The sequence below is a fragment of the Limnospira sp. genome, assembly GCF_051859755.1.
Taxonomy (GTDB): domain Bacteria; phylum Cyanobacteriota; class Cyanobacteriia; order Cyanobacteriales; family Microcoleaceae; genus Limnospira; species Limnospira fusiformis.
Genome location: NZ_JBIMLI010000046.1, coordinates 26,002 through 32,721, shown reverse-complemented (window position 1 = coordinate 32,721; position 6,720 = coordinate 26,002). Strand labels below are relative to the sequence as shown.

Below are 6,720 nucleotides of genomic sequence, written 5' to 3'. Positions count from 1 at the left end.
AAGTCCGAGAGTTGACAGGTCCGAGAGTTGACAGGTGGGAAGTCCGAGAGTTGACGAGTGAGAGTTGGGGGAAGTCCGAGAGTTGACGGGTGAGAGTTGGGGGAAGTCCGAGAGTTGACAGGTCCGAGGTGGGAGTTGGGGGAAGTCCTCAAGTTGGAGAGTTGGAAAGCTGGGAAGTCCGAGAGTTGGAAAGTTGGAAAGTTGGGAAGTTGGGAAGTCCGAGAGTTGACAGGTCGGAGGTGGGAGTTGGGGGAAAGTCCGAGAGTTGGGAAGTTGGGAAGTCCGAGAGTTGACGGGTGAGAGTTGGGGGAAGTCCGAGAGTTGACAGGTCGAAGGTGGGAGTTGGGAGGTAATGTGTTGAATAAAGAATCAAGCGTATAGCCATGTCTGAACTATCGTTAATATAATAGCAGATGTGGAGGCAGGTGTCAAGGGTGATTAGGAGCGAGGTGGGGCTAATTTTTGGAGAATTGAAAGGTGTGGGGATGATTTTAACCAGTTAACTATTTTGATGATAATTTGTTCAGCGATCGCTATCACCCTATCCAACCATTCAATTAAAGATTGTAGGGGATGTTTAACATATCCGATCGCTTCTGCTGGTGTTTCTAACCATAATGGTTTATCTTCTACCTCTCGTTTTTGAGAATAGGCTATGCTACCGCCTTCTGTGAGGGGGGTGTTAGGGGAAGTCGCTAGTTGTAGTTGTGATCCTTGATGGTGGTTTAATTGTTCCAGTATTTGTGATTCTAACTTGGGAAAATTAGGGAGAGTTTGACTGGGGGGAAGTTGAGGAGTCCGAGTCTTGGGGGAAGTCGAGTTTAATCTAAATTGAGGTTGAGAATTGGTTAAAGGTAAAGGTGGCTTTGAGGTTTTCCAAGGATCTGGAAGTGGTACCGATACCCTTAGAGAGGGGTTGAGATTATCGGTGGGTTCTTTGAGTAAATAATTGAGGGTCGAAAATATCCATAGGTGGAAGTTATGGAAAAGCGTCGTGGCGACCGGTTTGATTTGAGGTTCAATTTCTGCGATCGTGTTGTCGATCGCTAAAAGTAGAGTAGGGTGAGATGATGGTTGTGGTTGGGGGTTCTCCTTCGCCGTGGTTTCTGCGGAGGGTAATGATGGTGAGACTTTGGGGGTGGGAAGTGTAAAGTTGCTCAGAGGAGTATTTTGGAGAATTAGATAAATCGGATAAAGTAAAATTTGGGTGGTGGCGCTGGTCGCGTAGCGAATATTCCGCCAAGTGCGATCGCAAGCATCACTAAATTGCTGATAGTTGCTCAGGAGGAAGTTAAACAGGCGGCTTTTATAGGGACCGGAGTGGGCTGAGGACATATAGGCTCAAGTTATGCTAAGAGATGGTTTTGGTGGTTATTAATAGCTCGTGCCTCCCATTGTACAGCAACTTACAGGGAATAGGCAAGAGCCAATAGGATAAGTCATGATGTTTGTTAGTTGAGTGGTTGATGGCTGAACATGAGTTTATCTAGTTCTGATGATAGTCGTGTTGTGATTAATCAGGCGATCGCCAGATTGCGGGAGATGACCAGATCCGATCTTCAGAGACGGTGGCGGTTTCATGAGGGAGATATTTCCCCACAAATGAACCAGGGGTGGCGTGATTGGTCCTTCGTGGATTTGAATGATCGGGGTCATGTAGCTTGGTCTGAGGGGGGGAAAGTTTTGTGGTTAGCCCAGGAGGTTAATATTCCCGCTAATTTAGGGGGGTATAGGTTGGAGGGTTTATGCTTGAAATTGAGTTTGGTTTGGTGGGCACAGTTGGCTGAAGTTTATGTTAATGGTAGTTTGGTACAGTCGGGAGATTTATTTGATTGTAGGACAGCGATCGTTTTGTCCGAGTCCGTCTTACCTTCCACCAAGTTTAGGATCTTTTTAAGGTTGGTAAGTCCCCCTCATGATCGAGGTGCTTTGGTAGCCTCTAGTTGTGTCTACCAAGCCGGAAAAGTTGGAGATATTGATCCGGGTTTTATTGGCGACGAGTTGGCGGTTTACTCTAGTTATCTGCTGAAGGGAAATATTGATGAGTTGGAGTTGACAAGTCGCGCACAAGTTTTCCCCCTCCTCTCTCCCCAAAGGTGGCAGGAGTTAGGGGAAGCCGTTAGTAGGATAAATTGGGATATTGTAGGCGATCGCCATTTATTTATGTCCGAGTTATTCCGTCTGCGAGAGTGTTGGGATACCTGTGCGGATTTAAAGTTAGTTAAGTTTAGGTTTTTAGGTCATGCTCATTTAGACTTGGCTTGGCTATGGTCAGTCGCCGAAACTTGGTCGGTCGCCATTAAAACCTTTGAGTCCGTCCTCGCTTTACAGGATGATTTTCCTGAGTTGATTTTTACTCATTCTACCCCCGCGCTATATGCTTGGCTTGAGGAAAATAGACCCGATTTGTTTAAGTTAATCCAAAATCGGATTTCCCAGAAGCGTTGGGAGGTCGCCGCTGGTTTATGGGTTGAACCCGAATTAAATACCGTTTCTGGGGAGTCAATTGTTCGCCAAATTCTCTATGGTCAATATTATGTCGCTGATCAGTTTGGGGAAGTCTCCCGTATAGCTTGGCTACCCGATAGTTTTGGTTTTTCTTGGCAACTTCCCCAGTTGCTGACTCTGGGAAGGATTGATTTTTTTGCGACTCAAAAGTTGCGGTGGAATGATACAACAGTCTTTCCCTATGGTTGTTTTCGTTGGCGAGGTTTGAACGGTACCGAAATTGTCAGTTTGATGTCTGCACCAATTGGGGAAAATGTCGAACCCCTCAAGTTAGTAAACTATGGCATTGAGTGGGAGTCTCAAACTGGCTTAAATGAGTGTTTATGGTTGCCAGGAGTTGGCGATCATGGCGGCGGTCCGACGCGGGAAATGCTGGAGGTCATCCGTCGTTGGCGATCGTCTCCTCTGTTTCCTGATTTGCGTTTTATGTCCGCCGTCGATTATTTGGATGGGCTGGGTGATTTACCCAATCTTCCAGTGTGGAATGATGAGTTATATCTCGAGTTTCATCGAGGTTGCTATACTACCCACGCTGACCAAAAGCGTTGGAATCGTTTGTGCGAAGGGTTGCTCTATCGGGCTGAGTTGTGGTCCGCTGTCGCTTCTATCGTGACCGGGTTTGAAGTTCCCCAGGCGACCTTAGAAGAGGCATGGAAGGGGGTTTTGTTTAATCAGTTTCATGATATCCTCCCAGGGTCCGCTATTGCTGAGGTCTATGAGGATGCTAACCGGGGTTGGCAGGCAGCCGCGACAACCGCTGGAGATGCTGAAAATAGAGCATTAGATGCGATCGCTTCTTCCATTTCTCTCCCTTACCCCCCACAACCTCAAGCTATACCCATTGTCGTCTTTAACCCCCTCAATTGGACTCGTTCCGAAATTGTCCAAGTCCCATTACCCCCCCAGGGAAGTTGGGATGTTTGCGAAAGCACTGGAAATGCCTTAAATTCCCAACTGGTGCGGGTTTCAGGTCGGTCTGAATTGCTGTTTTTTGCAACTGATGTGCCGTCAGTCGGTTATCGCTGTTTCTGGTTAGTGCCTAAATCCCCTGAAACACCCATGAATCAAGGGTTTGAGCCGAAAAATGACCTTATATGCGCGCACCTTTTCCGACTTTACTACACTATATCAGGTTCCCGTTTAGATGTCAATACTAATCGTAAAAATTCCGAAAATTGGGAATTTGAGAATCAGTATTTACGGGTAAAAGTGTCGGGAGAAACAGGAGACTTAATCGAGATTTTTGATAAAGTCAATAGTCGGGAAGTCTTGACATATCCCGGACATCAATGGCGACTGTTTCGAGACCAGGGACAATATTGGGATGCTTGGAATATTGACCCCAATTATCATAAGTATCCCTTAGATAGTCCGCAACTAGAGTCAATTGAGTTTGTCGAAAAAGGTTATCTACGCGGGAGGTTGCGAGTTTTCAAGAGATTTAATAACTCTCGGTTTTGTCAAGATTATGTTTTATCGATAGGGTCGCCAATTTTACGGGTTGAGTGTCGAGTAGAGTGGCGAGAGAATCATGTGTTAATGAAGGGTTATTTTCCATTGTCTATAAATGCAGATTTACTGAGTTATGAAATCCCTTGTGGTGTAATGGAGAGAAAGACCGAACCCCAGACAAATTTTGACAAATCCAAATGGGAAGTTCCTGCTTTAAATTGGGGGAGTCTGAGTGATGGTAATTATGGTGTATCATTGCTAAATGATTGTAAGTATGGATATGATTTTAAGCCAGATGAAATTGGTTTAAGTTTGCTACGGGGTTCTTTATGGCCCGACCCGAAAGCTGATGTAGGTGTTCATGAGTTTAGTTATGGTATTTACCCCCATTTAGGTGATTGGCGACAGGGGGAAACTATGCGACGAGGTTATGAGTTTAATCAGCCGCTACAGGTGAGGGTTTTAGAGTTATCTAATGTGGGGATAACTGGTGGTGAGTCCTGTCGGAGTTTTTTAGGTTTTAGTGCTAGTAATTTTGTGTTAATGGCTGTGAAGCGATCGCACTTAGACCACCAGACTTGGATTATACGAGGTTATGAGTGTCAAGGAAGTGGGGGAGTATTGGAATTCGAGAATAGTTTAGGAGTCCAGGTCAACTATGCCGTCAACTTATTGGAGGAAAGGGTTGGGGTTTTTGACCGAAAGATGCAACCTTGGCAGGTGTTAGGGTTAGCCATTTCTGGGAAGACTGGGAGTGACGAAGTAACTTGAGATAATCATCAGACTACCAGGACTTGAGAAGCCGGGTAGAATTGGGAAAAAAGTTTTTAAAAACCCAGCTTCTCAGGAAAATTGATTAATTATTAAAAGGTGTCACTCACAATTTTTTGTGCTTCCGAAATAATCTGATTCAAATGTTCTTCCCCCTTAAAACTTTCCGCATAGATTTTATAGACATCTTCTGTACCCGATGGACGTGCAGCAAACCAACCTTGTTCCGTCGTAACTTTTAAACCACCTATAGCCGCATTATTTCCCGGTGCATTAGTCATTTTAGCCACGATTGGATCACCCGCCAAAGTTGATACTTTCACATCTTCTGGAGATAACTTACTGAGGCGTGCTTTTTGTTCAGAATTAGCAGCAGAATCAATACGGGAATAGTAGGCGCGACCCAAACGTTCAGTCATGTCTTTATAGTGCATACCAGGGTCTTTACCAGTTTTAGCCGTAATTTCCGCCGCCAGTAAATCCATAATAATCCCATCTTTATCAGTAGTCCAAACTGTGCCATCCATTCGCAGGAAAGATGCGCCAGCGCTTTCTTCACCGCCAAAACCCAAAGAACCGTCTAGCAAGCCATCTACAAACCATTTAAAGCCTACAGGAACCTCACAAAGTTGGCGATTAATATCCTTAGCTACCCGGTCAATCAAACTACTGCTAACTAAAGTTTTCCCGATCGCACTTTCAGGACTCCAGCCTTGTCGATTAGTGAATAAATACCAAATAGCCACAGACAGGAAATGATTAGGGTTCATTAATCCCATGCTAGGGGTAACAATACCATGTCGGTCTGAGTCCGTATCATTCCCAAAAGCGATATCATAATCATCTTTGAGTTTAACCAAATTCGCCATAGCATAAGGAGAGGAACAGTCCATGCGAATTTTCCCATCCCAGTCTACAGTCATAAACCCAAAAGTCGGGTCAACTGTAGGATTGACTATAGTCAAATTTAACCCATAACGTTCTGCAATAGGTTCCCAATAACCAATATTAGAACCCCCCAATGGGTCAACACCTATTTTAATTCCTGATTCCCGAATTGCTGCCATATCAATAATATTTTCCAGGTCAGCAATATATGGGGTAATGAAGTCAAAACTGTGAGTAGTGCTGGCGTATAATGCCTGATTGTAAGGGCTGCGACTTACCGCGCGATTACCATCAGCCAGGATTTGATTAGCCCGTTGTTGAATCCATTTGGTGATTTCCGGACCTGCCGGACCGCCAGAGGGGGGATTGTATTTAAAGCCACCGTCCGAGGGGGGATTATGGGAGGGGGTGACGATAATACCGTCCGCTAAACCTTCTGTACGTTGGCGGTTGTAGGTGAGAATGGCATGGGAAACCGCCGGGGTGGGGGTAAATTTGCCATTTCCTTCCTCTGTGGCTATGTAGGTTTCTACTTGGTTGGCTGCTAAAACTTCTAGGGCGGTTTTTTGCGCCGGTTCAGATAAAGCGTGGGAGTCGTGACCCATATACAGGGGACCCGTAATGCCTTGGTGGCGGCGATATTCTACCGTCGCTTGAGTAACCGCTAGGATATGGTCTTCGTTAAAAGTGCCGTTAGCCGAACATCCCCGGTGTCCAGATGTACCGAAACTTACTTGCTGTTGAGGATTGTTGGGATCTGGACGCACTGAATAATATTGCTCAATAAGGCGATCGATATTTTCCAAGATATCACCTGGGGCGATTTTTCCGGCCAAGGGGCTAATGTTTTTGGCTACCATTATTATCTTGATGATTCTATACTCTGGGTAATGGTTGAGATTATACCAGTCAGTGTCCTGTGTATTTATCGTCGCAATTTGGCTAATTTAAGTTAAGTTTTACTAATGTATCGCTGCCAAGAGTTTTAATTTTACCAAGTTTGTTAAGAATTAATACATTTTTATTGATAATTTATCTCAAAATATTGACGAGATTATAGGGGTTATGGTAGGCTAGAGTAAATCGCACCCAAGGTTTTGC

At 45.0% G+C, this 6,720-nt stretch carries 4 protein-coding genes; 1 reads left to right on the top strand and 3 read right to left on the bottom strand.

Translation table 11 applies throughout. From position 1 onward, the window contains the following. Positions 1 to 148: 148 nt before the first annotated feature. Together ACTIE0_RS10450 and ACTIE0_RS10445 are read right to left on the bottom strand one after the other, a co-directional pair. Complete coding sequence (locus ACTIE0_RS10450) at positions 149 to 385, bottom strand: hypothetical protein (RefSeq protein ID WP_157883446.1); 237 nt, start codon at positions 383 to 385, stop codon at positions 149 to 151. A 53-nt stretch (positions 386 to 438) separates the two neighbouring features. Continuing rightward, entirely contained in the window at positions 439 to 1,335 is an 897-nt protein-coding gene (locus tag ACTIE0_RS10445; protein WP_006625785.1) for a hypothetical protein, read from the bottom strand. 141 nt (positions 1,336 to 1,476) lie between these two features. Here ACTIE0_RS10445 and ACTIE0_RS10440 point away from each other — a divergent pair, with 141 nt between their 5' ends. Beyond that, complete coding sequence (locus tag ACTIE0_RS10440; RefSeq protein ID WP_006669140.1) at positions 1,477 to 4,731, top strand: alpha-mannosidase; 3,255 nt, start codon at positions 1,477 to 1,479, stop codon at positions 4,729 to 4,731. Positions 4,732 to 4,823: 92 nt separating this feature from the next. Here ACTIE0_RS10440 and pgm read toward each other — a convergent pair whose 3' ends face one another. After that, entirely contained in the window at positions 4,824 to 6,479 is a 1,656-nt protein-coding gene (pgm, locus tag ACTIE0_RS10435) for a phosphoglucomutase (alpha-D-glucose-1,6-bisphosphate-dependent) (RefSeq protein ID WP_006669141.1), read from the bottom strand. Between the last annotated feature and the right edge of the window lie 241 nt (positions 6,480 to 6,720).